Source organism: Isoptericola sp. NPDC060257 (genome assembly GCF_042726645.1).
Taxonomy (GTDB): domain Bacteria; phylum Actinomycetota; class Actinomycetes; order Actinomycetales; family Cellulomonadaceae; genus Isoptericola; species Isoptericola nanjingensis.
In genome coordinates this window covers 1-3,967 of sequence record NZ_JBHXAW010000349.1, presented here as the reverse complement: position 1 = coordinate 3,967, position 3,967 = coordinate 1, and the positions used below count along the sequence as shown (strand labels likewise).

Annotated in this window: 5 protein-coding genes; 4 read left to right on the top strand and 1 reads right to left on the bottom strand. The window is 77.5% G+C overall.

Going from position 1 to position 3,967, the window contains the following annotated elements:
• The coding region (locus tag ACFWEK_RS19725) for a TipAS antibiotic-recognition domain-containing protein (RefSeq protein ID WP_430555140.1) at positions 1-238 on the top strand (238 nt) is incomplete at its 5' end.
• Positions 239-324: 86 nt separating this feature from the next.
• Entirely contained in the window at positions 325-762 is a 438-nt protein-coding gene (locus tag ACFWEK_RS19720; protein ID WP_430548215.1) for a hypothetical protein, read from the top strand.
• Between the two features lie 47 nt (positions 763-809).
• Here the strand turns inward: ACFWEK_RS19720 and ACFWEK_RS19715 are convergent, their stop codons facing one another.
• Positions 810-1,799: a hypothetical protein gene (locus tag ACFWEK_RS19715; RefSeq protein ID WP_430555139.1), complete on the bottom strand. Its 990-nt coding sequence runs from the start codon at positions 1,797-1,799 to the stop codon at positions 810-812.
• Positions 1,800-1,887: 88 nt separating this feature from the next.
• Between ACFWEK_RS19715 and ACFWEK_RS19710 the strand changes: the two genes are divergently transcribed.
• Both ACFWEK_RS19710 and ACFWEK_RS19705 read left to right on the top strand, forming a co-directional pair.
• A complete protein-coding gene (locus tag ACFWEK_RS19710; RefSeq protein WP_429765451.1) occupies positions 1,888-2,373 on the top strand; it encodes a heme-degrading domain-containing protein in 486 nt (161 codons plus the stop codon).
• A gap of 33 nt (positions 2,374-2,406) precedes the next feature.
• The gene (locus ACFWEK_RS19705; protein ID WP_430555138.1) at positions 2,407-3,951 is read left to right on the top strand and encodes an amidohydrolase; all 1,545 of its coding nucleotides are present in this window, start codon (positions 2,407-2,409) and stop codon (positions 3,949-3,951) included.
• Positions 3,952-3,967: the final 16 nt, after the last annotated feature.

Below are 3,967 nucleotides of genomic sequence, written 5' to 3'. Positions count from 1 at the left end.
CCGCGGCGTCGACCCGACGTCCGACGAGGCGCAGGCGCTCGCCGCCCGGCACGCCGCCTGGCTCGGCGGCGTCCCCGGCACGCCGGGGTCCGACCGGGGGCGGCCGACGAAGGAGTACGTCGTGGGCCTGGCGGAGATGTACGTGGCCGACCCGCGGTTCGCGAAGAACTACGGCGGCACCGAGCGCGCGACGTTCGTGCGCGACGCCCTCGTCGCCTACGCGGAGCGCGAGCTCTGACCCGCCCCTGCCCCGAGTTGTCAGGACGTGCGCGCGGTATACCCGGCGCACGTCCTGACAGCTCGCGAGGGTGGGAGGATGCCCGGGTGAGCGACGACTGGGCGGCGCAGCGCACGGAGGCGGCACGCGTGCAGGCGGAGCGTCTGCGCGCGCGGCAGGACGCCGAGCACACGGAGGCGGAGGCGCTGCTGCGCGACTTCGTCCGGGCCGCGGCGGACGCCGGGCTGGTGCCCGGGCCGCTGGAGGTCAAGGGGTACGGCGGGCGCGGGACGGCGCGCACGTCGCTGCGCGGCTGGTACCTGCGGCACGACCGCACGGCAGCGGTCACGACCGACGGCACGTTCTACGTGCTCACCGCGCCGCTGACGCTGCTCGACCGGGTGCGCGGCGCGCGGGTCGAGCCCCAGCGCCCGCCGATGATCCTGGGAGCGGGCGGCAAGGACGGCAGCTCGATCGAGCTCCTCGACGCGCTGGAGCGGGTGCTCCCGGGCTGGCGGGACGTCGGGCGGGGCGCCGCGACGTAGCGGTGTAGCGGTGCGTCGTCGTCCCGCGGCACGACGGCGAGCGAGCGCTACGCCAGCGCCGCGCCGACCGGCCCGGCGACCTCGGGCAGCGCCAGGTAGCCCGCCCAGGAACCGTCGTCGAGGCGGTACGCCGCGGCGTGGAACCCCGGGGCCCGGTTGGTCACGCGCAGGGCCTCGATCCCCGGCGACCCGGCAGGCAGCGGGAAGACGTCGGGCGCGACGTCGTGCAGCGCGAGCAGGTCGCGCGGGTCGCGGGGGCTCACCCAGCGCCCCGCCCGCGCGGGGAACGCCAGCGGCGCGCGGGACTCCACCGCCTCCCGGACCGCCCGGATGCCGAGCGGCGAGCCCGGCGTGAGCAGCAGCGGCACGTCCGGTCCGCCCGTGCGGGCGGACAGCACCGAGTACGCCACGACGCTGCCGAGCGAGTGCGCGACGACGACGGCGGGCTCGACGGCCGACGTCGCATCGGCCAGGGCGTCGGCGAGGCCCGCGTCGATCACCCGCCGGACGGCGTCGTCGTGCAGGTAGGCGTACACGTCCCGGGTCAGCGTGAGCAGGACGGCGGCGCTGACGCCGGGAACGTAGCGGTCCACGAGGGCCAGCGTCGCGACGAGGGCGTCGACGAGGGCGTCTCCGACCACCCCCTCCGCCTCGACCGACGTCTCGACGGCTGGTGGGGCGGGCGACGGACCGGCGGGCCGGTGCCCGGCGGGCCGGTGCCCGGCGGCCGCGAGGACCTCGCGCGCGACGTCGAGCACGAACCGCAGCTCGCCGTCCGGCAGGGCGCGCACCAGCCGGGGGAGCGCGGCCGGGTCGGCGGCCAGCGCGTGCACCGTCACCGGGGGCGGCGTGCCACCGTCGACCAGCCGCTCCAGGGTGTCGCCGTAGTAGACGAAGGACGCGTCGTCGTCCGTCGGCCGCAGCGGGGACCCCGCGGCCGCGAGGCCCGCGCCGAGCGCGCCGAGCCACTCCCCCTCGAGCGACTCCGGGTCGCGTCCGTCGAGGTCACGGCCGTGGACGAGCACCAGTCGGGTCACCCGGGCGACGGTACCGACCCGTGCCGGCCCGACCTCCCGGACGCGCCGTGCACGACCCGCCGGGCGCCGGGCGTGGGACGCTGTGCCCATGGGGAACACGGAGGATGTCGCAGCCCTGGTCGCCGAGGTGGAGCAGCAGGAGCGCGAGCTCGTGCTCACCCGGTTCACGCACGACGACGCGTGGCAGCTCGGCTGCCTGCTCGTCGAGCTCGCCACCGAGCGCGGCCTGGCCGTGACGGTCGACGTCCGCAAGGGGACCCAGCAGGTGTTCCACGCGGCGCGCGAGGGAACCACCGCGAACAACGACTCGTGGGTGCAGCGGAAGGTGCGCGTCGTGGAGCGGTTCGGGGCGTCGTCGTTCCTGGTGGGCCTGCGCGCCCGGGCGAGCGGTCAGGACTTCAACACCCTGCAGCAGCTGCCCCTGCAGGAGTACGCCGCGCACGGCGGCGCGTTCCCCGTGCGGGTCGAGGGCGTCGGGATCGTCGGTGTCGTCACCGTGTCCGGTCTGGCGCAGGCCGACGACCACGCGCTGGTCGTCGAGGCGCTCCGCGTGCAGGCCGCCGGCGGCGCCTGACTCCCGCGACGCCCGCCGTCTACGGTGGGCCCCGTGCCCGCGCTGCTCCTGACGAACGCCCGCCTCGCCGGCCGGCCCGACCGGCCCGTCGACGTCCTGCTCGACGACGGCCGGATCGCCGCGGTGACGCCGGCGGGCGCCCCCGCCCCGGTGCAGGTGAGCGCTGTGCCGGAGCGGGTCGACGTCGACGGCCGCACCGTGGTCCCCGGCCTGTGGGACGCGCACACGCACCTCACGCAGTGGGCGATGGTGCGCCAGCGCCTCGACGTGTCGGCGGCGACGAGCGCGGCACACGCCGCGGCCCTGGTGCGCGACCGCCTCGACCGGGCGGCGCCGCCCACCGGCGGCACGCCGCTCGTCGGCTACGGCTTCCGGTGGGCCACCTGGCCGGACGACCCGACCGCCGCGGTGCTCGACGCGGTTGCCGGCGACGTGCCGGTCGTCCTGCTGTCCGGCGACCTGCACAGCGCGTGGGCGTCGACGGCGGGCCTGCGCTTCCTCGGCATCGCGGAGCACCCGACCGGCCTGCTGCGCGAGGAGGAGTGGATGCCCGCCAGCCCGCGCATCGTCACGGTGGACGACGCCGTGGCGGACGCCCTGGTGGTGGACGCGGCGCGCGCGGCCGCCGCGCGCGGCGTCGTCGGCGTCGTCGACTTCGAGGTGGCGGACAACCTCACCGCGTGGCGCCGGCGGGTGGCCGGCGGCTGGGACGGCCTGCGCGTGCGCGCCGGCGTCTGGGAGCAGCACCTGGACGCGGTGCTCGGCGCCGGGCTGCGGCACGGGGACCCGCTCGGGGATCCCGCGGGGTCCGACCTCGTGACGCAGGGTCCGCTCAAGGTGATCAGCGACGGGTCGCTCAACACGCTCACGGCGTTCTGCTTCGAGGAGTACGCGGGTGTGGCCGGCCCGGACGCGCACGGCATCCTCAACATCGCGACCGACCGGCTCGCGCCCCTCATGGCCCGCGCGCACGCGGCCGGCCTGCGGTGCGCGATCCACGCCATCGGCGACCGCGCGAACTCCCTCGCCCTCGACGCGTTCGAGGCGTCCGGAGCCCGCGGGTCGGTGGAGCACGCACAGCTGCTGCGCCCCGACGACGTGGCGCGGTTCGCCGCGCTGGGCGTCACCGCGAGCGTGCAGCCCGAGCACGCGATGGACGACCGCGACGTCGCCGAGGAGCTGTGGCCCGGTCGTACCGCGCGCGCGTTCCCGCTGGCAGAGCTGCGTGCCGCGGGCGTGCCGCTGACCCTCGGGTCGGACGCGCCCGTCGCCCCGCTCGACCCGTGGGTCGCGATCGCCTCCGCCGTCACCCGGTCGCGTGACGGCCGCGCGCCCTGGCACCCGGAGCAGCGGATCGACGTGCGCGCCGCCCTCGAGGCGTCCGCCGACGGCCGGCCGCTGGACCTCGCCGTCGGCGGCCCCGCCGACCTGGCCCTGCTCGACGTCGACCCGCTCGCGCTGCCGGCAGCGCACGACGACGCGGCGGCGCACGACCCGGCGGCGCTGGCCGGCGCGCTGCGCGCCACCGCCGTCGCCGGCACGCTCGTCGCCGGCCGCTGGACCCACGACGCCCTGTAGAACACGCCTTCCAGCC

What these genes read in the sequence shown, in the direction of transcription:
- ACFWEK_RS19710 (WP_429765451.1), top strand. Translation starts at nt 1,888, where the DNA reads ATGGGGAACACGGAGGATGTCGCAGCCCTGGTCGCCGAGGTGGAGCAG.